Here is a 25,411-nt window from a genome sequence, read left to right as displayed (position 1 = left end):
CCATGGCCGGCAACCGGTTCCGGTACGGCCAGTGGCGCGGCGGGCCCGACCCGCTCGCCCCGCCGTACGACGTGCGCGAGGCGGTGGACGCCGTCGGCGCCGAGGTGCTCAACGGCGGCAGCCTGCGGGAGGCGCTGCGTGACCTGCTGCGCCGGGGACCGCAGGGCCGGGGTGGCCTGGACGAGCTGGCTTCCCGGGCCCGTCGGCTGCGCCGGGAGGCGCTGCGCCGGGGCGACCTGGACGGGACGGTCACCCGCTCCCGGGCGCTGCTCGACCAGGCGCTCGCCGCCGAGCGGGACGCGCTGCGCGGACGCGGCGACGACGACGCCCGCTTCGCCGAGGCGGTGCTGGACAACCTGCCCCGCTCCACCGCCCGCGCGGTGCAGGAGCTGGCCGGTTACGAGTGGGCCAGCGAGGAGGCGCGGCGGACGTACCAGCAGATCCTCGACGGGCTCCGCGGCGACGTGTTGGAACAGCGCTTCGCCGGGCTGCGCGACGCGGCCCGGGCGGCCGGTGACCCGGCGGTGCAGCGGCAGCTCGCCGAGATGATGCGCGACCTCAACGACCTGCTGGACCGGCACGCCCGCTCGGAGGACACCACCGACGCGTTCGCCGAGTTCATGCGCCGGCACGGCGAGTTCTTCCCCGAGCGGCCCAAGGACGTCGACGAGCTGGTCGACGTGCTGGCCCGGCGGGCCGCCGCCGGGGAACGGCTGATGCGCTCGCTGTCGGACCGGCAGCGCGAGGAACTGGCCGGCCTGATGCGCCAGTCGCTGGGCGACCGGCTCGCAGGCGAGCTGTCGGCGCTCGACGACCACCTCAGGGCGCTGCGTCCCGACCTGAACTGGCAGCGCGGCGAGCGGGTCCGCGGTGACCAGCCCCTCGGGTACGGCGAGGCGACCGGCGCGCTCGACGAGATCGCCGAGTTGGACGAGCTGCTCGACGCCCTGGACCAGGACCAGTCCGGTGCCACCCTGGACGAGGTGGACGTCGAGGCGGTCGCCCGGACGCTGGGCCGCGACGCCGCCGACGACGTACGCCGGCTGCGGGAGCTGGAGCGGGAGCTGCGCCGGCAGGGCTGGGTGAGCCGGGACGCCGACGGCCTGACCCTGAGCCCGAAGGCGTTGCGCCGGCTCGCCGGCACGGCGCTGCGCCGGGTCTTCGGTGAGCTGACCGCCGGCCCGCGCGGCCAGCACGACCTGCGCTCGGCCGGGGCGGCCGGCGAGGTCAGCGGCGCCTCCCGGCAGTGGGAGTACGGCGACGAGCAGCCCCTGGACGTGGTGCGCACCCTCACCCGCGCGGTACGCCGGGCCGGCCCCACCGTGCCCCTGCAACTGGCCGTCGAGGACTTCGAGGTGGTGGAGACCGAACGGCGGGCGTCGGCGGCGGTGGCGCTCTGCGTCGACCTGTCGTACTCGATGATCTCCCAGGGGCGCTGGGGGCCGATGAAGCAGACGGCGCTGGCCCTGTCGCACCTGGTGGCCACCCGGTTCCCGCAGGACGCCCTCCAGATCGTCGGGTTCGGCCGGGAGGCGGCGGCGCTGAGCCAGCAGGAGCTGGCGGCCGTCGAGCCGGACCTCCAGCAGGGCACCAACCTCCAGCACGCGCTGCGGCTGGCCGGGCGGCACCTGCGCAAGCACCCGGGCGCCGAGCCGGTGGTGCTGGTGGTCACCGACGGCGAGCCGACCGCCCACCTCGACCCGGAGGACGGGGAGGCGTACTTCCACTGGCCGCCGCTGCCGGAGACGATCGAGGCGACCATCCGGGAGGTGGACCGGCTGACCCGCTACGGCGCCACCATCAACCTGTTCATGCTCGGTGACGACCCCGGCCTGCGCCGCTTCGTGGACGCGGTGGCCCGCCGCTCCAAGGGCCGGATGTTCACCCCCGACCCCGACGACCTGGGCGAGTACGTCGTCGCCGACTACCTGCGCGCCCGGCACGGCCGTCGCTGACCCGCCCCCGTCCGGGTGAACCGGTGCCGATCGGCCGGCACCCGGGCGGGGCGGCGGGTTGGCTGCGGGGGTGGTGGAGAGCGGGGAGTTGCGGCGACGCTACGGCGAGGTGTTCGACCTGGTCGACGGCGGGGATTTCGGTACGCCTGCCGAGGGGGAGCTGAGCGCCGAGCAGATCGTGGCGCACCTCGCCGCCAACGACGAGCTGATGAGCGAGGCGACCGAGGCGGTGCTCGCCGGCTCCCCGTTCGCCTACTACGACCTGGAGACCATCCACCGGCCGCAGCTGGACGCGCTGACCGCCGAGTGCGGCGGGCTGGACGGGCTGGGGACCCTGCTGCGGGCCACCAGCCAGAAGCTCTGTGCCCTCGCCGACCGGCTGGGCGAGGCCGCCGAGACGCCGGTCGACACGGTGCTGCGGGAGGGCTTCGACCTGGACGTGGACGAGTCGCTGCCCTGGGGTCGGGTGCTGGACCTGCACGCCCGCGTCCACCTCCCGATGCACCTGGCCCAACTGCACTCCCTGCGCCGCCAACCCCACCCGGCCTGACCCGGTCAGCCGGGGATGCGGCGGAAGGTGCGGCGGTAGGCCGAGGGGGAGACCCCGATCCGCAGCTGGAGCTGCTGGCGCAGGGCGGCGGCCGTGCCGAAGCCGGACCGGTGGGCGACCTGGTCGACGCTCAGGTCGGTGGTCTCCAGCAGCAGGCGGGCATGGTCGGTGCGCTGCCCCAGTAGCCACTGGGCCGGGCTGAGCCCGGTCTCGGAGCGGAAGTGCCGGGTGAAGGTGCGCACGCTCATCCGGGCGTGCCCGGCCAGGTCCCGCAGGGTGACCGGCTCGTGCAGCCGCTGCCGGGCCCACTCGCGGGTGGCGGCGGTGCCGGTACGCGGGCCGGCCGGGACCGGTCGCTCGATGTACTGGGCCTGGCCGCCGTCGCGCCACGGTGGCACCACGCAGCGCCGGGCCGACCGGTTGGCCACCGCGGCCCCGTGGTCGGTGCGCACGACGTGCAGGCACAGGTCGATCCCGGCGGCCACGCCGGCCGAGGTGAGCACCGGCCCGTCGTCGATGAAGAGCACGTCCGGGTCCAGGTCGACGGTCGGGTGCAGCCGGCGGAAGCGGCTCGCGTACGCCCAGTGGGTGGTGGCCGGGCGGCCGTCGAGCAGCCCGGCGGCGGCCAGGACGAAGGCGCCGGTGCAGATCGACATGACCCGGGCGCCCCGGTGGTGGGCGGCCCGCAGCGCCTCGGCGACGGCCGGGTCGACCGTGCCGTCGTCCAGTGCGGTGCCGCTGTGGATGCCGGGGACGATCACCGTGTCCACGGCGGCCAGCAGCTCCAGCCCGTGTTCCGGGAGGACCTGGAAGCCGGCGCTGGAGCGGATCGGCTGGCCGCCCGGAGTGCAGATGGTGACCGTGTAGAGCGGGGTGTCGTCGTCGGCGCGGGCGGTGTGGAAGACCTGGGAGGGGGTGCCCAGGTCCAGGGCGACCACCCCGTCGAGGGCGAGCACGCCGATCCGGTGCGGGACGAGGGCCATGGCCCGATTATTGCGCATGATGGCTTTCCGGCCACTCGCCGGTCGGGTGGCCCGCCCCGGAGACTCGACGGCGTGATCCGACACCGCCCGCATCAGGCCTGGTACGTCGCCGCCGTCGCCTTCGTGGCGCTGGTCGGCGCGGCCGGGTTCCGCGCCACACCCGGGGTGCTGCTGCACCCGCTGCACGCCGAGTTCGGTTGGCCGCTGGCGACCATCTCCGCCGCCGTCTCGGTCAACCTGCTGCTCTACGGGCTGACCGCGCCCTTCGCCGCCGCGCTGATGGACCGGTTCGGCATCCGCCGGGTGGTGGCCGCCGCGCTGCTGCTGGTCGCCCTCGGCAGTGGCCTGACCGTCTTCATGACCGCGAGCTGGCAGCTGCTGCTCTGCTGGGGCGTACTGGTCGGGCTGGGCACCGGCTCGATGGCGCTGGCCTTCGTGGCGACCGTGACCGGGCGGTGGTTCGTGCAGCGGCGCGGACTGGTCACCGGGGTGCTGACCGCCGGTGGGGCGGCCGGCCAGCTGGTGTTCCTGCCGCTGCTGGCGGTGCTGGTCCGCGACCACGGCTGGCGGGCGGCGGCGCTCGTCGTGGCCGGGGCCGCGCTGGCGGTCGTACCCCTGGTGGGGTGGCTGCTGCGTGAGCACCCGGCGGATCTCGGCCTACCGGCCTACGGCGCGGCCGAGGTGGTGCCGGCGCCCGCGCCGGCCGGTGGGGCGGCGGCCCGGGCGGTGGGCGCGCTGGCCGGCGCCGCGCGGACCCGCGCGTTCTGGCTGCTGGCCGGCGGCTTCGCGATCTGCGGGGCGACCACGAACGGGCTGGTCGGCACCCACTTCGTGCCGGCCGCGCACGACCACGGCATGCCCGAGACCACCGCGGCCGGACTGCTGGCCGTGGTCGGGATCTTCGACATCGCCGGCTCGATCGCCTCGGGTTGGCTCACCGACCGGGTGGACGCCCGGCTGCTGCTGGCCGCCTACTACACGTTGCGCGGGGCGTCGCTGCTGGTGCTGCCGGCGCTCTTCGCCGACAGCGCGCAGCCGAGCATGCTGGTCTTCATCGTCTTCTACGGGCTGGACTGGGTGGCCACCGTGCCGCCCACGGTGGCGCTGTGCCGGGAGTACTTCGGCGCGTCCGGGGCGGTGGTCTTCGGCTGGGTCTTCGCCGCCCACCAGTTCGGCGCGGCGATCGCCGCGACCGGGGCCGGCCTGGTCCGCGACTCTCTCGGCGACTACGCCGTGGCCTGGTACGCGGCCGGAGCGCTGTCGGTCGGCGCGGCCGTGCTGTCGCTGGCGCTGCGTCGGCGGGATCCGGTGGTCGTCGCGGTGGAGCCGGTGCCGGTGGTCACCGGGCGGCGGGCGTGGAGTTACCGCGGCTGACGGTCAGCCCAGCGTCCACTGCTGCTCGGCGGTGGCGGTGCAGGTGGCCTGCTCCAGGTAGGCGCCGGCGGTGGTGGCGTTGTCGTGGATCCGGACGCACTTGCCGCTGTGCACCGGGGTGAGCAGCACCGGACCGGTGCCGATGGCGACGATCCGCCACTGCTGGTTGGCCTGTCCCTGGCAGGACCACTGCTGCACGACCGCGCCGTCGTCGCCGCTGCCGCCGTCCACGTCGAGGCACTTGCCGGTGGCGGCGTTGGTCAGGGTGACCACGTCCCCGTTCACCGGGGTGGCCACCCACTGCTGGTCGGGGCTGCCGGTGCAGTCGACCAGCGTCGCGTCGGCGCCCTCGGGTTCACCGCCGGCCAGGCCGACGCAGAGGCCGGAGGTGACCGTCCGGAACAGCTGCGGACCGGTGGGCGGGCCGGCCGGGGCGGGTGGCGCCGAGGGCGTGGTGGCCTCGGGCGTCGGCGTCGGCGACGGCTCGGCCGGAACGGTCGGGATCGGCTCGACGGTCGGCTCGGCCGCCGTCGGGGACTCGTCGGCCGCCGGTTCCTGGGTGGCCGCCGCGGCGGGCAGCACCGGCTCCTGGCCGCCGCCGCCGAGCACGCCGGTGGCGAAGAAGGCTCCGAGCAGGACGCCGACCAGCCCGATCGCCAGCGCGATCCGCATCAGCGGGTCACCGGGCAGCCCGGGGCGGGCCCGGCGGCGGCGGGCGGCGCCGTAGACGGTGCCGGCCGGGTCGTTGCGCTCATCGGAGACGGCCATGGGGGCATCCTGACGCAACCGGGTGCCCCGGGGCCAATCGCCGCTCCGCCCGGTCACGCTCGGTCCACCGGCGGCGCCGGCGATCGACGCCGCTCAGTCGACGACCCGGACGTCCTTCCAGAACGCCACCCGGTCGCGGACCTGCTCCGCCTCCGGCTTCGGCTCGGGGTAGTACCAGACTGCGTCGGCGCTGCTGCGGCCGTCGTCCTCCAGGGAGTAGTAGGAGGCGGTGCCCTTCCACGGGCAGACCGTGTGCGTGTCGGACTCCCGGATCAGGTCGTCGCGCAGGGTGGACCGGGGGAAGTAGTGGTTTCCCTCGACCAGCACGGTGTCGTCGCTCTCGGCGATCACGACGTCGTTCCACACAGCTTTCGGCATGCCCCCACGCTATGCCGCCACCGGCCCGCCGGCCACTGCTCAGCGGGTCGGTTCGGGATCGGTGACGTCGGCGACGGTGGCGGCCAGGGCGGTCAGCGCGGCGTCGGCGTCCAGCGCCACCGCGACGCCGTGCTCGCCCGCGCCGAGGGTGATCTCCCGGCCGCGCAGCCGCTCGTCGGCGATCACCGGCCAGGCGGTGGTGGCGCCGAACGGGGTGATGGTGCCGCGTTCGTAGCCGGTGGCCTCCCGGGCCGCCGCCGCGTCCGGCATCGACAGCCGGCTCACCCCGAGCAGCGCCCGCAGCTTCGGCCAGGAGATCACCCGTCCGCCGGGGGTGAGGACGAAGAGGTGCTCGCCGGGGCCGCGGCGGACCACCAGGGTCTTGACCACGTCGGGGATCTCCACGCCGCGGGCGGCGGCGGCCTCGCCCAGGCTGGCCACCGGAGCGTGCCGGATCACCCGGTACGGCAGGCCGGTGGCATCGAGGGCGGCGATCGCGGGGGACGGCATGCCCGCCACGGTAGCCCGCACGCCGCCGGCGGGACGCGAAACGGCCACCGTGGACGTCCCCCCTTCCGGGCGGGTGGAGGCGTAATGTGATCTCATGCGCGCGGAGCGTGTGGATCATCCGGTGGACCATGATCAGGCGGTGGCCACGCTGCGGCGGTCGTACGCCGCGGTGCCACCCGGCGAGCCCGTGCGGCTTGCCAAACGCACGTCGAACCTGTTCCGACCCAGGTCGGTGCCGAGCGCTCCGGGGCTGGACGTCAGCGGCCTGAGCGGGGTGATCGGGGTCGATCCCGAGGCCCGGACGGCCGACGTGCAGGGCATGTGCACCTACGAGGACCTGGTGGACGCCACCCTGTCGCACGGGCTGATGCCGCTGGTCGTGCCGCAGTTGCGAACGATCACCCTGGGTGGGGCGGTGACCGGGCTCGGCATCGAGTCCACCTCGTTCCGCAACGGCCTGCCGCACGAGTCGGTGACCGAGATGGACATCCTCACCGGCTCGGGCGAGATCGTCACCGCCCGGCCGGTCGGTGAGCACGCAGACCTGTTCCGGGCCTTTCCCAACTCGCTGGGCAGCCTCGGCTACGCCACCCGGCTGCGGATCGAGCTGCAACCGGTGCGCCGCTTCGTGGGCCTGCGCAACATCCGGTTCACCCGGCTGGAGGAGTTGACCGACGCGATCGCCGAGGTGGTCGAGAAGGGCGCCTGGGCGGGGGAGCCGGTCGACGCGATGGACGGGGTGATGTTCAGCCCCGGCGAGGCCTACCTGGTGCTGGGGTCGTTCAGCGACGAGGCGGAGCGGCCGAGCGACTACACCGGCCAGGACATCTACTACCGGTCGCTGCGCCGGCGCACCCGCGACGTGCTGACCGCGTACGACTATCTCTGGCGTTGGGACACCGACTGGTTCTGGTGTTCGTCGGCGTTCGGGGTGCAGCATCCGGTGGTGCGCCGGCTCTGGCCACAGCGCTACCGGCGCAGCGACTTCTATCACCGGCTGGTCCGCCTCGAGCACCGGCACCAGGTGGCCGCCCGGGTGGACCGCTGGCGGGGTCGGCCGGCCCGGGAGCGGGTGGTGCAGGACGTCGAGATCCCGCTCACCGCGACGGCGGGCTTCCTGCGGTGGTTCCACCGGGAGGTGGGGATGACCCCGGTGTGGCTCTGCCCGCTGCGGCTGCGGGAGCCGGCCGGCCCGGGATCGGCCCGGGCATGGCCGCTGTATCCCCTCCAACCGGACGAAACCTATGTGAACATCGGCTTCTGGGGGAGTGTGCCGATCGCCGCAGGGGCGGCGGACGGCGACGTCAACCGCTCGATCGAGCGGGCGGTGTCCGAGGCGGGCGGGCACAAGTCGCTCTACTCGGACGCGTACTACGACCGGGAATCGTTCGACCGGCTCTACGGCGGCCAGGTGTGGGGGGCCGTACGGGACCGCTACGACCCGGACCACCGGCTGACCGGACTGTACGAGAAGGCGGTAGCACGACAATGAGCCTGACCGACCGAGAACAGGGGGCGGCGAGTACGCCCGCGACACCACCGGCGGGGGGCCGGCGGGGCGGTACGACCGTGGCGGACGTGATCCGCGCGGTCACCACCGGCAGCCTGCCGGTCCGGATCACCGGGTACGACGGCAGTGCCGTCGGTCCGGCCGACGCCGGCATCACCCTCTCCATCCGTAACGAGCGGGGCCTGTCCTACCTGCTCACCGCCCCGGGCGACCTGGGCATGGCCCGGGCGTACGTCAGCGGTGACCTGGCGTTGAGCGGTGTACACCCGGGTGACCCGTACGCGGCGCTGACGGTGCTCAAGGACGACATGCCGCTGCGGCTGCCGTCGGTGGCCGAGGGGCTGGCCCTGGTCCGGGGGTTGGGCTGGGAACGGCTGCTGCCGCCGCCGCCCCCGCCGCAGGAGGCCCAGCCGCGCTGGAAGCGGGTGATGAACGGGCTGCGGCACTCCAGGTCCCGGGACAGCACGGTGATCTCGCACCACTACGACGTGTCGAACGCCTTCTACGAGAAGGTGCTCGGCCCGTCCATGACGTACACCTGCGCGGTCTTCCGCTCCCCGGAGGACACGCTGGAGGAGGCGCAGCGCGCCAAGTACGACCTGGTGGCGAACAAGCTGGCGCTCAGGCCGGGGATGAAGCTGCTGGACGTGGGTTGCGGCTGGGGTGGGATGGTCCGGCACGCGGCCAGGGAATACGGCGTCAAGGCGCTCGGGGTGACCCTGTCGAGGGCGCAGGCGCAGTGGGCGCAGGCGGCGATCGAGCGGGAGGGCCTGTCGGAGCTGGCCGAGGTGCGGCACCTGGACTACCGGGACGCGCCGCGGGAGCAGTTCGACGCGGTCTCCTCGATCGGGCTGACCGAGCACATCGGGGTGCGCAACTATCCGGCGTACTTCCGGGCGTTGCGGGAGCGGCTGCGCCCGGGCGGGCGGCTGCTCAACCACTGCATCACCCGGGCCGACAACCGGGCGCCGCACCGCTCGGGCGCGTTCATCGACCGGTACGTCTTCCCGGACGGCGAGCTGGCCGGTCCGGGGCGGCTGATCGGCGAGATCCACGACGCCGGCCTGGAGGTGCACCACGAGGAGAACCTGCGCCAGCACTACGCGCTGACCCTGGCGGGTTGGTGCCGCAACCTGGTGGAGCACTGGGACTTCTGCGTGGGCGAGGTCGGGCCGGGCACCGCCCGGGTGTGGGGGCTGTACATGGCCGGGTCGCGGATGGGCTTCGAGCGCAACGGCATCCAGCTGCACCAGGTGCTGGCGACCCGTAACGGGCCGGACGGCGAGACGACGTACCCGCTGCGTCCGGACTGGACGTCCTGACCGGCGACTGACCCCGGCGAAAGGCCGCGCGATCCGCGCGGCCTTTCGCCGACCTCATTGACAAACTCTTTTTGTACGTACAAACTGATTTTTCCATGAGAGACGTCCTGTACCTGGAAGAACGCGAGCAGGCCGAGACCCTGCTCAAGCCGCAACGCATCGAGGTGCTGCGGCAGCTCGCCGAGCCCCGGACCTGCACCGAGGTCGCCGCCCGGCTGGAGCAGACCCCGCAGCGGGTCTACTACCACGTCAAGCAGCTGGTGGCGGCCGGCCTGGCCGAGCAGGTCACCACCCGCCAGGTGCGCGGCATCACCGAGGGCATCTACCGGGCGGTCGCCCGGTCGTACTGGCTCTCGCCGCGACTGGTCGGCCGGATCGGCGGGACGCGGCGGGCGAGTGACGAGCTGAGCCTCGGCTACCTGCTGGACCTGATGGAGCAGGTCCAGGCCGACGTCGCCGACCTCGACCGCACCGCCCCGGAGCTGCCCTCGATCGGCGTCTCCGGCGAGATCCGGGTGCCCGCCGAGCGCCGGCAGGAGTTCCTGAACGACCTGCGATCCACGCTCCAGGACCTGTTCACCCGCTACGGGGGCGCCGAAGGGGACGCCTTCAAGCTCGCCGTGGCCTGCTACCCGAAAGGCGAAACAGATGAGTGACCTGCTGACCGTGCGCGTCCGGCTGGCCGCGCCCGTCGAGGCCGTCCGGCACGCCCTGACCGACCCCACCGAGCTGCGGACCTGGTTCGCCGAGCACGCCGAGGTCGACCTGCCCCACCGGTACGAGTTCTGGGGCCGCCACACCCCGGAGGGGGACGAGCCGCACCAGCGACTGCTGCACGCCGACGAGCACACCCTGCGCTTCGCCTGGACCCTCGACGGAGTGGAGACCACCAGCGAGATGTCCCTGGCCCCCGACGGGCCGGACGCCACCGTCCTCACGCTCACCCAGAGCCACTTCGTCTTCGCCGAGGCGCTCGACGGCAGCAGCATCCGCGGCGTCCTCCAGACCTGGTGGGCGCTGTCGCTGGCCAACCTGGACGCACACCTGACCGGCCGGCCGCTGCTGCCGAGGACCGACTTCACCTCCGCCGACCTGCGCGGCGAGCTGCTGATCGCCGCCCCGGTCGACCGGGTCTGGACCTCACTCACCGACTCCGAGCAGGCCAGCGCCTGGTTCGGCTACCCGATCGGCATCGAGCCCTGGGTCGGCGGCCGGTACGCCATGGGCGGCTTCGACGCCGGCCCCGCCGCGAAGGTGGTCGACCTGGAGCCGGGCCGGCGAATGTCCGTCGACTGGGGGCCGGTCGGCGTCACCACCTGGGAGCTGGCCGAATCCGACGGGAAGACGAAGCTGACCTTCGTGCAGAGCGGCTTCGACGAGGGCAATCCGCCGTACGCGGCGTGGAGCGGAACCGTGGCCGGCCTGTCCGAGCTGCGCCGCTATCACGAGCTGGCCGACTGGCGACCGATCTGGCTCGCCGTGGAGATGCCGTCGGTCGCGCCGGCCTGACTGTCCATGCGGCCCGACCCCTCACGAGGGGTCGGGCCGCGACCGTCCGGACTGATTCAGGCGATGGCGGCGATGTCGCCGTCGTCGAAGTAGATCGCCTGGTGCAGTCGTCCGCCGAGTGCGGCGGCGAACCGGGCCACTACCTCCTGGCCGGAGATCTGCCCCTGTTCGATCTGTGACACCCGGCCCTTCGAGACACCCATCCGCTCGGCGACCTGTTGTTGGGTCAACCCTCGGGCACGCCGGATCTCCGCCAGGCGGTGTCCCACCACCTCCGCCAGCAGTTCCTGCTTACCGGCCGCCACGGCCTCCTCGCCGCCAGCCCGGTGTACGTACTCCGCCCTGATGTCCGCCCAGCGCACGTGGTTGCTCACGACGGCCCCCCTTCTTCCTGCGCCCGTTCCTTCAGATATAGCTCGTAGCGTTGCTCGGCAAGCGGGATGGCCTGCTGGTACCACGCATTCCACTGCCCAGCTTTGTCGCCGGCGACCAGCAGGATGCTGGATCGCCATGGATCGAAGACGAACAGGATGCGTACCGTCCCCGGTCGCAGTTCCTTGAGATTAGCGATCGTCGAGCCTCTTATGGCGTCCACGAGTGGACGGCCGAGTCCGGGCCCCGACTCGGCCAGTACGTCGATCGCCTGCACCACTCGTGCGTACGTCGCCGGGTCGAGCATCTCGATCCAGGCGCGAACCTCGTCGACGATGAAGACATCTCAGCCCGGTGAATCCATGGGATGAGTATAGCGATTGCTAAACTCAAAGGTGGGTCGGTCAGTCGGTGGTGGCGCCGAGTTGGCGGGCCTCGGCGACGGCGGCGTCGACGGCCCGCCCGGCGGTGCCGGTGCGCTGCACCACCAGCGTGAGCACCTGCTTGACGCTGTCCAGGGCGGCCAGCATCGGCCCCGGCTGACCGCCCTGCAACACCACCCGGGCGAGCTGCTGCACCTCGCCGACCTGGGCGATGCTGCGGGCGGTGGCCTGCCGGGCACCGTCGACGGCCTGCCGGACCGGGGTCAGCCCGGCGATGGTCTCCTGCGGGGTGGCCTGGTGCGGGACGGTCGCGGTGACGGTGGTCGCCTCGCCGAGGGAGGTGGCGAGCGCACCGAGGCCACCCCGCAGTTCGCCGATCGCGCCGCGTACCCGGACCACGCCGGCCGCGACCGCCGCGAAGCCGGCGCCGGCGGCCCGCAGCGCGACGTCCTGGGCCTGCTTGTCGGCGGCGCCGACGAGCCCCTGCGCCCGTTCGACCCCGGCGGCGAGGGCGCGCAGCTCACCGGTGATGGTCTCGATGTGCGACACGGCAGCCGGCCTCCCGATCGATGACGGTGCGGATGCCGCCGAACCTACCGGCACGCACGGCGTTCGCACAGGAACTCCACAAGGCGGCTCCAGCGGACCGCGCGACGGTGGTGCCATCGCCGGACCGAGGAGGACCGATGCTCGACACGTTGACCCGTCCCGCGCCCACCGACCCCGCGCCGCCCGCCGCCGCACCAGCCGCCGGGCGACCTGCCGGCCGCGCCGGCGTCGTCGCACCGTCGGCGCCGGCTGGCCGCCGCCGGGCTCGCGCTGGTGCTGGTCCTGGGCAGCGGTACGTCCGGCGCGCTGGTCGCGGAGCGGATGGCCGGCGGCGGCACGCCGTTGGCCGCCGCGACCACGAGCATCGACTCGCTCTCCGGGGTGGTCGCGGCGGTGTCGCCGAGCATCGTCACCGTCCAGGTCGACGGCAGCGGCGGCACCGTCCTCGGCTCCGGGGTGGTCCTCGACGCCGACGGCCTGATCCTCACCAACGCGCACGTGGTGGCCTCCGGCGGCCGGGCCACCGTAGAGTTGGCCGACGGGCGTACCGCGCCGGCCACCGTGGTCGGCCGGGACAGCCGGGCGGACCTGGCGCTGCTGCGCGCCTCGGGCCTGTCCGGGTTGACCCCGGCGACGCTGGGCAGCGACGCGACCCTGCACGTCGGTGACGCGGTGCTGGCGTTCGGCAGCCCGCTCGGCCTGGCCGGGACGGTCACCTCGGGCATCGTCTCCGCCCTGGGCCGCTCGGTCGACGACCTGTCCGGGCTGGTGCAGACCGACGCGGCGATCAACCACGGCAATTCCGGCGGTGCGCTGGTGGACACCGCCGGGCGGGTGGTCGGCATCAACGTCGCGATCGCCACCACCGGCGAGGACAGCGGCAGCATCGGTCTGGGCTTCGCCATCCCGGTCGACACGGTCCGCGCCGTGGTCGCCCGCCTCCAAGCCTGACGCCGGTGGTGCGGGCCGGTCGCTGAGTCGTCCACGCTCTCAGGTCTGTAGCGGCGGACGGAGCACCAGGAGGCACCGGCGGCAGCGCCGAAAATTGGCAGGTGCAAAATCGGGGCCGGCTGGGTACTGCCGGGCGATGTTCTTCATCTTCGGTCTGCGGACCAAGGTCGACCGGTCGGGCGTCGCGCACCGGGTCTGCCCGAACTGCGGCAACAACGCCGCGCAGGTGATCACCCGGCGGGCCACGAAGTTCACCCTCTTCTTCATCCCGCTGATCCCGATCCGCACCCGCTACGCGCAGCAGTGCACCTTCTGCGGCGCCGAGTACGACCTGTCGAAGTCCGAGGCGCGTCGCCTCCCGGTCGGCTGAGACGTGGCCCGCTTCCTCTGCTGGCTGATCGGTCGGCAGCCGGTCCAGCCGCCCCCGGCCCCGGTGCACACCGTCTCCCGCCCCCCGTGCACGCCCGGCCGCCGGCACCGGCGCCGTGGTCGCCCCGACGCGGGCGCGGCCTCGCCGCGTTCGCCGTGGAACCGCTCGGCGGGGCGCTGACCGGCCGGGACTAGGCTGGGCCGGTTGTCCGAACGGGGAGAATCGTGCGCAATCACCCGGCCGTCGTGCTGGTCGCCGTCCTGCTGTCCACGCTGGCGCTGCCGGTCTCGCTGACCGGCGCGTCGGTCGCCCTGCCGGAGGTGGGCCGCGACCTGGACGCCGGGCTCGCCGCCGTGCAGTGGGTGGTGAACGGCTACAACGCCACCTTCGCCAGCTTCATGCTCGCCACCGGCGCGCTGGCCGACCTGTTCGGTCGGCGCCGGGTGTACGCGGTCGGCCTGGCCCTGTTCGCCGCGGGCGGCCTGCTCGCCTCGGTCGCCCAGGGCATCGTCCTGCTGGACCTGGCCCGCGCGCTGTCCGGCGTCGGGGCGGCCGCCGCCGCGACGAGCGCCTCCGCGCTGCTCGCCGGGGCGTTCCACGGTCGGGCCCGGGCCCGCGCCTTCGGTGTCTTCGGCACCACCATCGGCGCCGGCCTGGCCTTCGGCCCGTCGATCGCCGGGCTGCTCATCGAGGCGTTCGGCTGGCGGGCGGTGTTCGCCGCCCCGGCCCTGGTGGCCGCGCTGGTGCTGGTCGTGCTGGTGCCGCTGCTGCCGGAGTCCCGCCAGCCCGGGGCGGGCCGGGTGGACTGGCCGGGCACGGTCACCTTCACCGCCGCGTTGCTGCTGCTCATCTTCGGTTTCGTGCAGGGACCCGAGTTCGGCTGGTCGGCCCCGGTGATCGTGGCCGCGTTCGTCGCCGCGGTGGCGCTGCTGGTGGCGTTCGTCCGGGTGGAGCGGCGCAGCGCCCATCCGATGTTCGACCTCTCCCTGCTGGCGAACCCCCGGTTCGTCGGCATCTGCCTGGCGGCGGCCACCATCGTCGCGGTGCTGGTGCCGCTGCTGGTCTACCTGCCGTCGTACCTGACCACGGTGGTGGGGGTGAGCCCGGGCGCGGCGGGCGCCACGCTGATCCTGCTCACCGCGCCGACGCTGGTGCTGCCGCTGCTCACCGGGGTGCTGACCCGGCTGGTGCCGGCCACCACGGTCACCGTGGTGTCGGTGGCGGTGGTCGGCGCCGGGGCGGCCTGGGCGACGGTGCTGGGCCCGCACGCGGGCACCGGCACGTTGGCCGGTCCGCTGCTGACCATCGGGGTGGGCGTGGGGCTCTCGATCGGGCTGCTGGACGCGATCGCGATCGGCAGCGTCGCCCCGGAAAGGGCCGCCACCGGCGCCGGGATGATCAACACAGCGCGGCTGGCCAGCGAGACGGTCGCCATCGCCGTGGTGGGCGCGGTCCTGGCCAGCACCACCGGTGGCCGGCTCGCCGACCCCGGGTTCACCGGCGGGCTGCGTACCGTGCTCTGGGCGATGACCGGCCTGGCTCTGGCCGCCGCGGTCGCCACGGCCGTGCTGGCCCGGCGCGGCCTGCGACGGGCCACGGCGGCGGGAAGCGCCTATCCTGGCGGATCATGACGAACACCGCGCAGCGCCTGGCCGAGATCCGCGGCGACGTGCCGCCGAAGCGGCACAACGCCCGGACGATCGCCGCGCTGACCGGCAATCCGGGCTGCACCCGGCGGGCGGTGCTCGACGGCGCCGGGGTGGACAAGCCGCGCCTCGCCGAGCGGGTCGGGTTCCCGGCCCGGTTCGGGCAGTCGAGGTTCGCCATCACCCGGGGCAACGCGTTCGAGGCGCGGGTGAAGGCCGACGGCGGGGCCGAGCTGCTGCGACTGGTGGCCGAGCGGTTGGGCGTACCGGTGCCGGCGGCGGCGAGCTGGACGGACCTGGGCGGCGCCGAGGACCTACCGGACCGCCACGAGCGGTCCCGCGCGGCGTTGACCGCTCCGGGGGACGACGCGGCGCTGTTCGACCATCCGCTGCTGGGGCTGGCCGTGGCCGGGCAGCGGGTGCACCTGGAGCCGGACCTGGTGGCCGCCCGGCTGGCCGGCCGGTTCCACGTGGTGGAGATCAAGTCGTTCCCGGTGGTGGACGGCCAGGCCGACCCGGCCAAGGTCTCCGGCGCCGCCATCCAGGCCGCCGTCTACGTGCTGGCGCTGCGCGAGCTGCTCGCCGAGCAGGGACGCGATCCGGAGCTGGTGTCGCACGAGGTGGTGCTGGTCTGCCCGCGCGACTTCACCAACCAGCCGGTGGCCAGCCTGGTGGACGTGCGCCGGCAGCTGCTGGTGCTGCGCCGGCAGCTGGACCGGATGGACCGGATCGAGGACCTGCTGGCCCGGGTGCCGGCCGGGTTCACCGCCGACCCGACGGCCGACCCGGCGACGTTGACCGCCGGGCTGTCAACTGTGGAGGCCCGCTACGCGCCGGAGTGCCTGGCCGCCTGCGAGTTGGCGTACTTCTGCCGGCAGGAGGCCCGGGAGCGGACCGGGGCGATGGGCCGGCCGGTGCGGGAGGCGCTCGGCGGCGTCGCCGACGTGGCGCAGGTGCTGGCGCTGGCCGCCGGCGAGCGGGCCCCGGAGCCGGAGCAGGCGGAGGCCGCCGCGCTGCTGCGGGCCGCGGCCCGGCTGCGCGCCGAGGCCCTGGCCCGGTGAGTACGCTGCGCGCGCTGGCCAAGGCGCAGGCCCTCGCAGCCGGGGTGGCCCAGCCGGTGGCCACCGTCCGGCACGTGCACCTGTCCGCCCGGCCGCTGGTGCTGGTGCCACTGGCGATGGCCGGTGAGGCGCACGCCCCGCTGGCGGCGCTGGTCGGCACGGCGCCGGACGACGCGCGGCTGCTGGTGGTGCCGCAGCCCCGCAACCGGGACCAGCGCTTCGCCTTCGTGGCGGAGCTGGCCGAGGTGGTGCTGCCGTACCTGGACTCGTTCCGCGGGGTGAGCGAGGCGGTGCCGACCGACCGGGGCCGCGACGTCCGCTACCGGCACGTGGACGCGCCGCAGCTGCTGGTGCCGAACCCGGCCGGGGTGACCTTCCTGCGGCTGCTCGGCCGCTCCAGCCGGTTCCGGCACGTCGACGGCGACTATCCGGTGCACCCGGCGGTGCCGCTGCTGGGCCGGTGGCTGACCTTCTTCGCCGAGCGGGCCGAGCAGCCCGGGTCGTCGGCGCTGCTGGCGATGACCGAGGCGTTGGCCCTGCACTGGGCGACCGGGCAGAGCGCGGTGGAGGACCTGCATCTGCCGGCGCTGCTCGGCTGGATCGACCCGCCGCCGGGGCTGACCGGCGCGCAGGCGGCCGCCCGGGCGGAGGACCCGACGGTCTGCCCGCCGGCCGGCCCGGCGACCGACCCGGACTTCGACAACCGGGTGCTCGCCCCGGCGATCGACGCGTACGCCGGCGCCGGTGACGACGAGGTGGCCCGGGCGGCGGCGTACGCGGAGCTGGAGCGGGTGTTGCGCGGCCAGCTCGCGCCCACCTGGGAGCTGATGTGGCGCGGCGTGGGGTTGCTGGCCGGCCTGCCGGCCGGGGCGCGGGTGGCCGGGCGCTGGGACGGCGACAAGGACGCGTTCACCGGGTACGCCGAGCACGTCGACTCCGGCGGTGGTCCGCAGCCGCGCCGGGACGGGGCGGTGGCGGCGGCCCGGCGGCTGCACCGGCTGGAGCGGGCGGCGACCTCGTACGCGGTGCAGCGCGCCTACGACGACCCGCTCGTCATGGCGGAGCACCGGCTGGCCGGGGAGGCGTTCGTCGCCGAGGTGACGCTGGCCGACCCGGGGCGGGTGGACGACTCGGGGAAGCGGCCGGTGCTGCGGCCCCGGATCCAGGTGGTGACCACCGAGCCGGTGCTGGTGCCGGCGGGGGCGACGCTGTGTTCGCCGGTCCGGCCGGCGCAGAAGGCGAAGGTGGTCTTCCTGACCCCCGCCGAGGGGAAGACCGAGGTGGTGCTGGAGCTCTCCGGCGGGATGGGCCGCGGGTTGACCGCGCCGCCGGGCAGCGTGCCGGAGGTGGGGGAGCGGCTCTGCCTGACCACCCTGTCGGACGCGTTCCTGCCGGCCGGCGCGTTCCCCGAGCCGGAGGAGACGCCGTGGACGCACGGCGGCCCGCCCCCGACCATCGAGGACGTTGACCCAGAGTAGTCGCAACAACATATTTACATGCTTGAAACTTAAGCGGTTCAGTAGTTCAGTGGAGGCCAGCACCCCCGTCCCCCGGAACGAAAAGGTGACCATGCGAAGCAGAGTCCGCCTCGCGCTGAGCGCCGCCGCCACCGCCCTGGCCGCCGCCTCCGTCCTGACCGTGGTCGGCCCCGCCGACGCGCACACCGTCTCACCCGCCAACGCCAACGCCTCCGCCTCCACGAAGAGCGTGCTCAACTGGCTGGGCCACCTGCCCAACCGCAGCAGCAACCGGATCGCCTCCGGCTTCTTCGGCGGCTACAGCAACAGCGGCTTCTCGCTCAGCCAGACCGAGGAGCTGCGCTCCGCCACCGGGCAGTACCCGGCCATCCTCAGCTGCGACTACGGCTCCGGCTGGGCCACCAACAGTGACATCACCGCCCTGGTCGACCACTCCTGCAACTCCAGCCTGAAGTCCTGGTGGAGCAGCGGTGGCCTGGTCACCGTCAGCGTCCACTCGCCCAGCCCGGCCAACGCCAACGGCGGCGGGCTGAACACCCCGATGGCCAACTTCGCCGACCTGCTCAACCCGTCCACCGACGCCGGCGCCCGCTGGCGGCGGCTGGAGGACAAGATGGCCGCCGGCCTCCAGGACCTGGAGAACGCCGGCGTGCCGGTGCTGTTCCGGCCGTTCCACGAGGTCAACGGCGACTGGTTCTGGTGGGGCAACCGGGACCCGAACACCTTCAAGCAGGTGTGGCAGCAGATGTACACGTACTTCACCCAGACCAAGGGGCTGGACAACCTGATCTGGGTCTACTCGGCCGACTTCAGCCGGGGCAACCGCACCACCTACTACCCGGGCGCCTCCTACACCGACATCGTCGGCATGGACGCCTACGACGACAACCCGCAGGTCTCCGGCATCCAGTCCGCGTACTCGGAGCTGGTCGGACTGGGCAAGCCGTTCGCCTTCGCCGAGATCGGCCCGGACACCGCCGGCTCCTTCGACTACGGCAAGTGGGTCACCGCGTTCCAGCAGAGCTACCCGAAGACGTCGTACTTCCTGGCCTGGAACGACAGCTGGAGCCCGGCCCGCAACTCCGGCGCGAGCACCCTGTTCAACAACTCCTGGATCGCCAACCGCGGCGAGGTCGACCTGGGCACCGTCACCGAGCCCGGCGGTGGCGGCACCACCACCCCGCCGCCCTCCGGCGGCACCCTGCTGGCCGGCTTCGAGTCCGGCACCGAGGGCTGGACCGGCACCAACGTGACCGGCGGGCCGTGGCAGGTCAACGAGTGGGCCGCCCAGGGCTCCTACTCGCTGAAGTCCGACGTCAACCTGGGCGCCGGCGCGGCGTACCTGAAGAAGACCGCCACCACCAGCCTGAGCGGGAAGACCACCCTGCGGGCCACCGCCCGGGTCGCGCCGTGGGGCAGCTTCGGCACCGGCAGCCAGGCCAAGCTGTACGTCAAGACCGGCACCGGATGGCAGTGGTTCGACGGGGGCTCGGTCGCGGTGACCTCGTCGGGCGCCAACCTCTCGCTCAACCTGGGCGGGGTGGCCAACCTCGGTGACGTCCGCGAGATCGGCGTGCAGTTCGTCCCCGGCAGCGGCGCGAGCGGCGCCTCCGCCGTCTACGTCGACAACCTCACCATCTCCTGAGGATGTAAGCAGGGGCCCCCTCTTAACGCCTGCGGTATAGCAGGGGGCCCCTGTTGACACCCCGCCTCTCCTCCACTATCCGCTGTGGATCGCTGCACCGATCGTCACGGCTGCCAGGCCCGGTCGATCGACCCTGGCGGCCCGCCGGAGCGGTGGCTACGCTTGCCGCGTTCGCCGTCCGTGACCGGTCCTCACCGTGAGGGTGCACGCAGGAGAGAGAGCCGGAGCGATCGCTGTGCAACCCCAGGACGTGACCGTGGCCGCCGCGGCGCCGGTGCCCCCCCGCCGGGTGGGGCGGCTGGGTCTGCTGGCGGCCGGTCTCGTCGTACTCGTCGAGCTGGTCTGGTTGCTCGCCGAACTGCCCGGCGCTGCCCTCGCCAGCGACCTGGGCGCGGTCACCGTGGCGAGCTGGTCCATGGCGGCCTGCGTCGCCGCCGCCCACCGGCATCCGGTGCCGCTGCGCCGGTTCTGGTCGCTGCTCGCCGCCACCATGGGCCTCGCGGCCCTCGGCCGTACGGTGTGGACGGTCGAGCGGATCGGCGCCGACGACCTGCCGCACACCCCGCTGATCGGCGCCATCTTCACCCTCGGCCTGATCACCGGCACCGGGGCGTTGCTCAGCTCGCTGTCGGCGCCGCGCAGCGCGGTGGGCCGGGCCCGCACGGTGCTCGACGGGGTGATCGTCGGGCTGGCGCTGATCCCGATCGGCTGGGTGGTGGTCTTCCGGGACGTCGCCGCCGCCGACCTCATCGATCCGCTGCGCAGCTTCGCCCTGCTCTACCCGATGCTCGACCTGATGCAGCTGACCATCCTGGTGGCGGTCGCCGGGCCGGCCCGGCGGACCTGGGCGCCGCTGACCGTGATCGGGGTCAGCCTGGCCATCCGGGCCGCCGCCGACGCCGGCTACGTCTCGCTGTTCGCCCACGACACGTACGCCCCCGGGCACCCGATCGACGTCTGCTGGCCGCTGAGCTACCTGCTGGTCGGCGTCGCCACCGGCTACCCACCGCCGCCGACCTGCGACGGCGCCGACGACACCGTCGAGTCTCCGCTGCCGCCGTGGTGGCGGGTGGCGCTGCCGTACCTGCCGGTGGGTGGCGCGATCGTGGCGGTGCTGCTGTCCCGGCGCCCGACCGGGCAGACCCCGCACCTGGTTTTCGTCGGGATGATGGCGCTGCTCGGCGTGCTGGCCGTCCGGCAGGGGCTGGCCGCCAACGAGAACCTGCGGCTGGTCGCCCGGCTGCGCCGGCTGGCCTACTCCGACCAGCTCACCGGCCTGCCGAACCGGCTGATGTTCACCCGGCGGCTGCGCCGGGCGCTGCGCACCCGGGCGCCGGTCGCCGTGCTGCTGCTCGACCTGGACGGCTTCAAGCAGGTCAACGACCGGTTCGGGCACGCCGCCGGTGACCGGCTGCTGATCAGCATCGCCGAACGGATGCACGATGTGGTGGGCGACGCCGGCACCATCGCCCGGCTGGGCGGGGACGAGTTCGCGGTGCTGGTCGACGGGGGCCGGTCGGTCCCGCCGGAGCGCCTCGCCGACCGGCTGCTCGCCGCCCTGGAACCGCTGCCCGGCGAGGAGGACCTCGGCGTGCACCCGTCGGCCAGCATCGGCATCGCCGAGTACGGGCCGCAGCACACCTCCCACACCGACCTGCTCCGCGACGCCGACATCGCCATGTACGCGGCCAAGGCCGCCGGCAAGTCCGCGTACCGGACCTGCACGCCGCTGCTGCGCGAGTCGGCGGTGACCCGGGCCGAGCTGATCGCCGACCTGCGGCGCGCCGTCGACGAGAGGCAGCTGTACCTCGAATACCAGCCCATCGTCGACCTGGCCACCGGCACGGTACGCAGCGCCGAGGCGCTGGTGCGCTGGCGGCATCCCCGGCTCGGGCCGCTGACCCCGGCCCGGTTCCTGCCGCTGGCCGAGGAGACCGGGCTGATCCTGCCGATCGACCGCTGGGTGATCCACGAGGCGTGCCGGGCGGCCGGGGCGTGGCGGGAGCGGGCCCCGGAGGCCACGGTCGCGGTGAACATCTCCGCCGCGCACCTGCGCCGGCCCGACCTGATCGCCACGGTCACCGGGGCGACCGCCGGGGCCGGGCTGGCTCCCCGCGCGCTGACCCTGGAGCTGACCGAGTCGGCGTTGATCGAGGGGAGCGACGCGGTGCTGGAGCGGCTGGGCCAGCTCCGGGAGCTGGGCATCCGGATCGCCATCGACGACTTCGGCACCGGCTACTCGTCGCTGAGCTACCTGCACCGCATCCCGGCGACCGAGCTGAAGATCGACCGGTCGTTCGTGGCCCGCCTCGACGACGACGCCCGGGCGTACGCGACGGTGGAGATGGTGACCCGGCTGGCCGGGGCGTTCGACCTGGCGGTGGTGGCCGAGGGGGTGGAGACCGAGGCGCAGCACGCGGCGGTCACCGCGATCGGCTGCGTGCACGGCCAGGGCTGGCGGTACGGCCGCCCGGTGGCCCTGGCCGAGCTGCTCACCACGCTCACCCCGGTCGACGCCGGACCACCCCGCCCGGCGGGGCGTTCGGCGCGCTGATCAGGCGTGCGGCCAGGTCGGGGCGCGGCCGACCAGCGCGAGGATCCGGTTCAGCGGGTCGGGGTCGTCGGTGGCGGGCAGCCGTGGCGCGAAGGCGGCGTCGGGCGCGAGCCGCCCGGGGCCGTCGGGGATGGCCTCGGCGACCGGGACGGCGGCGTGCAGCAGCTCCGCCGGCAGGGTGAACGGCAGGTCGAGTGAGCGGGCGACGTCCCAGCCGTGCACGACGTAGTCGATGAAGTGGAAGCTGACGGCCTGCCGGCCGGCCACCCGTACTCCCGCGCCGAACTCGGGGAGGGCGAAGGTCCGCTCCGGCACGTCGGGTGCGGCGAAGGCGGCGATGACCTGCTCGGCGGCGTCGGCGTACTCCGCCGCGGGGTCGTCGCCGAGTGGGTGGGTCCGCCACTCGGCCAGGGAGGTGCCGCGGCCGGTGGCCGAGGCGGCGAACCCGCAGTGCTGCGCGGTCATGTGCGCCAGGAGCGCGGCCAGGTCCCAGCCGGCGCACGGTGTGGGCCGTCCGAGGTCGTCGGGGCGTACCCGGTCGACCAGTGCCACGGTCGCGCGTACCGCCGTCTCGTCCTGGGCGCGCAGGTCGGGAATCATCTGTCCGAGCCTACGGCGACGGACCGGTGGCCGCTCGCCCGTATTTCCTTGACCCTCACGTCGCGGGAGGCGGGAGCCTGGTTGTCAGGAAGGGAGGGAACCATGGCGTACACGGTGGGACAGGTGGCGCGGGCCGCCGGGGTGACGGTGCGGACGCTGCACCACTACGACGAGATCGGGCTGCTGTCGCCGGGTGGGCGTACGCCGGCCGGCTACCGCCGCTACGACGACGCGGACCTGGAGCGGTTGCAGCTGATCCGCTACTACCGCGAGCTGGGGTTCCCGTTGGACGAGATCGCCGCGATCCTCGACGACCCGGCCGCCGACCCGGCGGCGCACCTGCGCCGGCAGCACGAGCTGCTGACCGGGCGGATCGGGAAGCTACGGGAGATGGTCGCCGCGATCGAGCTCGCGATGGAGGCGAGGAAGATGAACATTCAGCTGACCCCGGAGGAGCGGTTCCAGGTCTTCGGCGACTTCGAACCGGAGGACCACGCCGAGGAGGCGGAGCAGCGCTGGGGCGACACCGAGGCGTACCGGCAGTCGGCCGAGCGGACGGCCCGCTACTCCAAGGAGGACTGGCTGCGGAACAAGGCGGAGAACGAGGACTGGGGGCGACGGATGGTCGCGCTGATGACCTCGGGCGTCGCGGCGGACTCGGCGGAGGCGATGGCGTTGGCCGAGGAGCACCGGCAGCTGATCACCCGCTGGTTCTACGACTGCCCATACGAGCTGCACGTCTGCCTGGCCGACATGTACGTGGCCGACGAGCGGTTCACCGCGTACTTCGAGGCGATCCACCCGGGGATGGCGGCCTATCTGGCCGAGGCGATCCACGCCAACGCGATCAGCCGCGCCTGACCGACGGGCGGCCTCGCGGCGGCCGGCGCGGCTCGCGCGGAGGGCGATGTCCCGGCGAGCCTGATACCTCTGGGGCATATTTATACCTGTGAGGTATCACGCTCGTGGAGATGTCCGCCCGCCGGCCGGCCGGACCCGCGCGCGTCCGGCGTCGGGCGGGCCCGGGAGAAGGGGAGGCGGCGCATGCTGATCGTCGCCGGCACCCTCTACGTCGACCCGGGCGGTCGGGACGCCTACCTCGCCTCGTGCATGGAGGTGATCCGGGCGGCCCGGTCCGCGCCCGGCTGTGTGGACTTCGCGGTCAGCCCGGACCTGGTCGAGCCGGCCCGGATCAACGTCTACGAACGCTGGGAGTCCGAGGAGCAGCTGCTCGCCTTCCGGGGCGCCGGCCCGAGCGGCGAGCAGGCGGCGGCGATCCGCGGCGCCGAGGTGCACCGCTTCGTGATCGCCTCGGTCGAGGCGCCCTGACGCTCCGCGCACGACGAGGCCGCCGCCACCCGGGCGGGTGACGGCGGCCTGGTCGCAGGAGGAGCGCCGCTAGACGACCAGGTCGAGCAGCATGACGCCGGCGAAGCCGACCACCGAGATGATGGTCTCCATCACCGACCAGCTCTTGATGGTCTGCCCGACGGTGAGGCCGAAGTACTCCTTGACCAGCCAGAAGCCGGCGTCGTTGACGTGCGAGAAGAACAGCGAGCCACAGCCGACGGCCAGCGCCAGCAGGGCGACCTCGGGGCCCTGGAGGGTCGCCGCGAGCGGCGAGACGATGCCGGCGGCGGTGATGGTGGCCACGGTGGCCGAGCCGGTGGCGACCCGGATGCCGACCGCGACCAGCCAGCCGAGCAGCAGCGGCGACAGGCTGGCGTCCTTGGCGGCGTCGGCGACCAGGTTGCCCACCCCGGCGTCCACCAGGACCTGCTTGAAACCGCCACCGGCGGCGACGATCAGCAGGATGCCGGCGATGGCCGGCAGCGAACCGCCGAGGAAACCGGAGACCTGGGTACGGCTGAAGCCGGTCCGGTAGCCCAGGAAGATCATCGCGAAGATGACGCCGGCGAGCAGGGCCACGATCGGGGTGCCGACGATGTCCAGCGCCTTGCGGCCACCGGTGTCCTCGGCGAGGGTCAGCTCGCCGATGGCGCGCAGCAGCATCAGCACCACCGGCAGCAGCACGGTGATCACGGCGGCCCACAGGGCGGGCGCCCGGCGGGGGCGGTTCTCCTCGTCGATCGGCTCGCCGGGCCGGCCAGCGCCCGGGTTGACCAGGTCGTCTTCGGTGACCAGGTCGCCGTCGGCGTCGACCGGTCCCCGGCCGGGGGTGGTGGGTCGGGTGTCGCCCGCGGCGCCGGAGCGACCGGCGACGGCGAGCGGCCGGCGGGTGGGCAGCAGCGCCTCGGGGGCGGTGGCCGTCACGTACCGGGAGATGAAGTTGCCGAAGACCGGGCCGGCGATGATCACCGTGGGGATGGCGACCAGCAGGCCCAGGGCCAGGGTCTGGCCGAGGTTGGCGCCGAGGGCGTCGATGGCGACCAGCGGGCCGGGGTGCGGCGGCACCAGGCCGTGCAGCACCGACAGGCCGGCCAGCGCCGGGATGCCGATCTTCATCAGCGGCACGTCGACCCGGCGGGAGACCAGCAGCACGATCGGCACCAGCAGCACCACGCCGACCTCGAAGAAGAGCGGCAGGCCGATCAGGGCGGCCACGCCGGCCATCGCCCAGGGCAGGGCGCCGCCGGAGACCCGGGCGACGACCCGTTCGACGATGCTGTCCGCGCCGCCGGACTCGGCGAGCAGGCCGCCGATCATGGCGCCGAGGGCGATCAGCAGGCCGACGCCGCCGACGGTGGAGCCGACCCCGCTGCTGAACGAGGTGACGATCTTGTCGGGCGTGACGCCGGCGACGACGCCGAGCACGGCGGCGCCGAGGATCAGCGACAGGAAGGGGTGGACCTTTCCCCAGGCGATGAGGAGCACCACCGCGGCGATGCCCAGCAGGGCCGCGATGATCAGTTGGGTGTTGCCGGCGTTCGTCAGTGGTTCCGCCGGTGCGGCGAGAACAGGGGTCACGGTCATCACGACCTT

At 73.9% G+C, this 25,411-nt stretch carries 25 protein-coding genes; 16 read left to right on the top strand and 9 right to left on the bottom strand.

Going from position 1 to position 25,411, the window contains the following annotated elements; genetic code table 11:
* Positions 1-2: 2 nt before the first annotated feature.
* Positions 3-1,955: a vWA domain-containing protein gene (locus tag GA0070564_RS02220; RefSeq protein ID WP_091601697.1), complete on the top strand. Its 1,953-nt coding sequence runs from the start codon at positions 3-5 to the stop codon at positions 1,953-1,955.
* 73 nt (positions 1,956-2,028) lie between these two features.
* Positions 2,029-2,505 (top strand): hypothetical protein, encoded by a 477-nt coding sequence (locus tag GA0070564_RS02215; protein ID WP_176730578.1) that lies wholly within the window; start codon positions 2,029-2,031, stop codon positions 2,503-2,505.
* Positions 2,506-2,510: 5 nt separating this feature from the next.
* Here GA0070564_RS02215 and GA0070564_RS02210 read toward each other — a convergent pair whose 3' ends face one another.
* Positions 2,511-3,506: a GlxA family transcriptional regulator gene (locus GA0070564_RS02210; RefSeq protein WP_091601692.1), complete on the bottom strand. Its 996-nt coding sequence runs from the start codon at positions 3,504-3,506 to the stop codon at positions 2,511-2,513.
* Positions 3,507-3,560: 54 nt separating this feature from the next.
* Here GA0070564_RS02210 and GA0070564_RS02205 point away from each other — a divergent pair, with 54 nt between their 5' ends.
* A complete protein-coding gene (locus GA0070564_RS02205; RefSeq protein WP_091601689.1) occupies positions 3,561-4,862 on the top strand; it encodes an MFS transporter in 1,302 nt (433 codons plus the stop codon).
* A gap of 3 nt (positions 4,863-4,865) precedes the next feature.
* Here GA0070564_RS02205 and GA0070564_RS02200 read toward each other — a convergent pair whose 3' ends face one another.
* From GA0070564_RS02200 to GA0070564_RS02190, 3 genes are all read right to left on the bottom strand, one after another.
* Entirely contained in the window at positions 4,866-5,630 is a 765-nt protein-coding gene (locus tag GA0070564_RS02200) for an RICIN domain-containing protein (RefSeq protein ID WP_091601686.1), read from the bottom strand.
* 93 nt (positions 5,631-5,723) lie between these two features.
* A complete protein-coding gene (locus GA0070564_RS02195; protein WP_091601683.1) occupies positions 5,724-6,008 on the bottom strand; it encodes a DUF427 domain-containing protein in 285 nt (94 codons plus the stop codon).
* Positions 6,009-6,047: 39 nt separating this feature from the next.
* Positions 6,048-6,518, bottom strand: a complete 471-nt coding sequence (locus GA0070564_RS02190) for an aminoacyl-tRNA deacylase (RefSeq protein WP_176730528.1) — start codon at positions 6,516-6,518, stop codon at positions 6,048-6,050.
* Positions 6,519-6,612: 94 nt separating this feature from the next.
* Between GA0070564_RS02190 and GA0070564_RS02185 the strand changes: the two genes are divergently transcribed.
* The 4 genes from GA0070564_RS02185 (at position 6,613) to GA0070564_RS02170 (ending at position 10,859) form a co-directional block, all read left to right on the top strand.
* Positions 6,613-8,010 (top strand): FAD-binding oxidoreductase, encoded by a 1,398-nt coding sequence (locus GA0070564_RS02185; RefSeq protein ID WP_091601677.1) that lies wholly within the window; start codon positions 6,613-6,615, stop codon positions 8,008-8,010.
* A complete protein-coding gene (locus GA0070564_RS02180; protein WP_091601674.1) occupies positions 8,007-9,350 on the top strand; it encodes a class I SAM-dependent methyltransferase in 1,344 nt (447 codons plus the stop codon). Before GA0070564_RS02185 ends, GA0070564_RS02180 begins: the two co-directional genes overlap by 4 nt.
* A gap of 95 nt (positions 9,351-9,445) precedes the next feature.
* Positions 9,446-10,006, top strand: a complete 561-nt coding sequence (locus GA0070564_RS02175; protein ID WP_091601671.1) for a helix-turn-helix domain-containing protein — start codon at positions 9,446-9,448, stop codon at positions 10,004-10,006.
* The gene (locus GA0070564_RS02170) at positions 9,999-10,859 is read left to right on the top strand and encodes an SRPBCC family protein (protein WP_091601668.1); all 861 of its coding nucleotides are present in this window, start codon (positions 9,999-10,001) and stop codon (positions 10,857-10,859) included. The genes GA0070564_RS02175 and GA0070564_RS02170 overlap by 8 nt, the downstream gene beginning before the upstream one ends.
* A 56-nt stretch (positions 10,860-10,915) precedes the next feature.
* Here the strand turns inward: GA0070564_RS02170 and GA0070564_RS02165 are convergent, their stop codons facing one another.
* From GA0070564_RS02165 to GA0070564_RS02155, 3 genes are all read right to left on the bottom strand, one after another.
* Complete coding sequence (locus tag GA0070564_RS02165; RefSeq protein WP_091601666.1) at positions 10,916-11,233, bottom strand: helix-turn-helix domain-containing protein; 318 nt, start codon at positions 11,231-11,233, stop codon at positions 10,916-10,918.
* Positions 11,230-11,538, bottom strand: a complete 309-nt coding sequence (locus tag GA0070564_RS02160) for a type II toxin-antitoxin system RelE/ParE family toxin (protein WP_091601662.1) — start codon at positions 11,536-11,538, stop codon at positions 11,230-11,232. The genes GA0070564_RS02165 and GA0070564_RS02160 overlap by 4 nt, the downstream gene beginning before the upstream one ends.
* A gap of 97 nt (positions 11,539-11,635) precedes the next feature.
* Positions 11,636-12,163, bottom strand: a complete 528-nt coding sequence (locus GA0070564_RS02155; RefSeq protein WP_091601657.1) for a DUF6244 family protein — start codon at positions 12,161-12,163, stop codon at positions 11,636-11,638.
* A 273-nt stretch (positions 12,164-12,436) separates the two neighbouring features.
* Here GA0070564_RS02155 and GA0070564_RS02150 point away from each other — a divergent pair, with 273 nt between their 5' ends.
* The 7 genes from GA0070564_RS02150 (at position 12,437) to GA0070564_RS02120 (ending at position 21,868) form a co-directional block, all read left to right on the top strand.
* The gene (locus GA0070564_RS02150; protein WP_245669788.1) at positions 12,437-13,114 is read left to right on the top strand and encodes a S1C family serine protease; all 678 of its coding nucleotides are present in this window, start codon (positions 12,437-12,439) and stop codon (positions 13,112-13,114) included.
* A 136-nt stretch (positions 13,115-13,250) separates the two neighbouring features.
* Entirely contained in the window at positions 13,251-13,484 is a 234-nt protein-coding gene (locus GA0070564_RS02145) for a zinc-ribbon domain-containing protein (RefSeq protein WP_091601654.1), read from the top strand.
* A gap of 224 nt (positions 13,485-13,708) precedes the next feature.
* Positions 13,709-15,115 (top strand): MFS transporter, encoded by a 1,407-nt coding sequence (locus tag GA0070564_RS02140; protein ID WP_091601651.1) that lies wholly within the window; start codon positions 13,709-13,711, stop codon positions 15,113-15,115.
* The gene (locus GA0070564_RS02135) at positions 15,112-16,191 is read left to right on the top strand and encodes a hypothetical protein (RefSeq protein WP_091601647.1); all 1,080 of its coding nucleotides are present in this window, start codon (positions 15,112-15,114) and stop codon (positions 16,189-16,191) included. The genes GA0070564_RS02140 and GA0070564_RS02135 overlap by 4 nt, the downstream gene beginning before the upstream one ends.
* Positions 16,188-17,669 (top strand): hypothetical protein, encoded by a 1,482-nt coding sequence (locus GA0070564_RS02130; protein WP_091601644.1) that lies wholly within the window; start codon positions 16,188-16,190, stop codon positions 17,667-17,669. Before GA0070564_RS02135 ends, GA0070564_RS02130 begins: the two co-directional genes overlap by 4 nt.
* Before the next feature lie 91 nt (positions 17,670-17,760).
* Complete coding sequence (locus GA0070564_RS02125) at positions 17,761-19,314, top strand: glycosyl hydrolase (protein ID WP_091604390.1); 1,554 nt, start codon at positions 17,761-17,763, stop codon at positions 19,312-19,314.
* A gap of 235 nt (positions 19,315-19,549) precedes the next feature.
* The gene (locus tag GA0070564_RS02120) at positions 19,550-21,868 is read left to right on the top strand and encodes a putative bifunctional diguanylate cyclase/phosphodiesterase (RefSeq protein ID WP_245669787.1); all 2,319 of its coding nucleotides are present in this window, start codon (positions 19,550-19,552) and stop codon (positions 21,866-21,868) included.
* On the opposite strand, the gene GA0070564_RS02115 is transcribed toward GA0070564_RS02120, so the two are convergent.
* The gene (locus GA0070564_RS02115; protein ID WP_091601641.1) at positions 21,869-22,468 is read right to left on the bottom strand and encodes a TIGR03086 family metal-binding protein; all 600 of its coding nucleotides are present in this window, start codon (positions 22,466-22,468) and stop codon (positions 21,869-21,871) included.
* 102 nt (positions 22,469-22,570) lie between these two features.
* Here GA0070564_RS02115 and GA0070564_RS02110 point away from each other — a divergent pair, with 102 nt between their 5' ends.
* Positions 22,571-23,329, top strand: coding sequence for a MerR family transcriptional regulator (locus GA0070564_RS02110; protein WP_091601638.1), 759 nt, complete (start codon positions 22,571-22,573; stop codon positions 23,327-23,329).
* A 183-nt stretch (positions 23,330-23,512) separates the two neighbouring features.
* Positions 23,513-23,797: a putative quinol monooxygenase gene (locus GA0070564_RS02105; protein WP_091601635.1), complete on the top strand. Its 285-nt coding sequence runs from the start codon at positions 23,513-23,515 to the stop codon at positions 23,795-23,797.
* A 69-nt stretch (positions 23,798-23,866) separates the two neighbouring features.
* Here the strand turns inward: GA0070564_RS02105 and GA0070564_RS02100 are convergent, their stop codons facing one another.
* Positions 23,867-25,402 carry a GntP family permease gene (locus tag GA0070564_RS02100; protein ID WP_425412397.1) on the bottom strand — a complete coding sequence of 512 codons (1,536 nt, stop codon included), beginning with the start codon at positions 25,400-25,402 and terminating at the stop codon, positions 23,867-23,869.
* Between the last annotated feature and the right edge of the window lie 9 nt (positions 25,403-25,411).

It is taken from the genome of Micromonospora mirobrigensis (assembly GCF_900091555.1).
Taxonomy (GTDB): domain Bacteria; phylum Actinomycetota; class Actinomycetes; order Mycobacteriales; family Micromonosporaceae; genus Micromonospora; species Micromonospora mirobrigensis.
The sequence above is the reverse complement of the archived record's forward strand: the minus strand, read 5'-3'. Positions and strand labels throughout refer to the sequence as shown.